This window comes from Leifsonia sp. SIMBA_070 (genome assembly GCF_046534635.1).
GTDB lineage: Bacteria > Actinomycetota > Actinomycetes > Actinomycetales > Microbacteriaceae > Leifsonia.
Map to the genome: position 1 here is coordinate 1 of NZ_JAWRYK010000669.1, position 250 is coordinate 250.

At 74.0% G+C, this 250-nt stretch carries 1 pseudogene; it reads right to left on the reverse strand.

The features are described from left to right. Positions 1 to 250 (reverse strand): annotated as a pseudogene (locus SB754_RS21920) (2-dehydro-3-deoxyphosphogluconate aldolase); the annotation flags it as partial.

The following is a 250-nucleotide window of genomic DNA, read 5'->3' on the forward strand; positions in this document are numbered from 1 at the left end:
GCCGCGAGCAGCTCGGGGTTCTCGAACGCCGATCCGATCGCGAGCCCCCGTGCGCCCGCGGCGATGAACTCGGCGCCGTTCGCGGCGCCGATCCCGCCCGTCGCGACGAACTTCGCCTCGGGGAACGGCGCGAGTTGGGCCGTGATCCACGAGGCGCCGAGCTCGGCCGCGGGGAAGGCCTTGACCCACTGCGCGCCGGCGAGCAGAGCGCGATGGATGTCGCTCGAGGTGGCGACACCCGGCAGGTGAG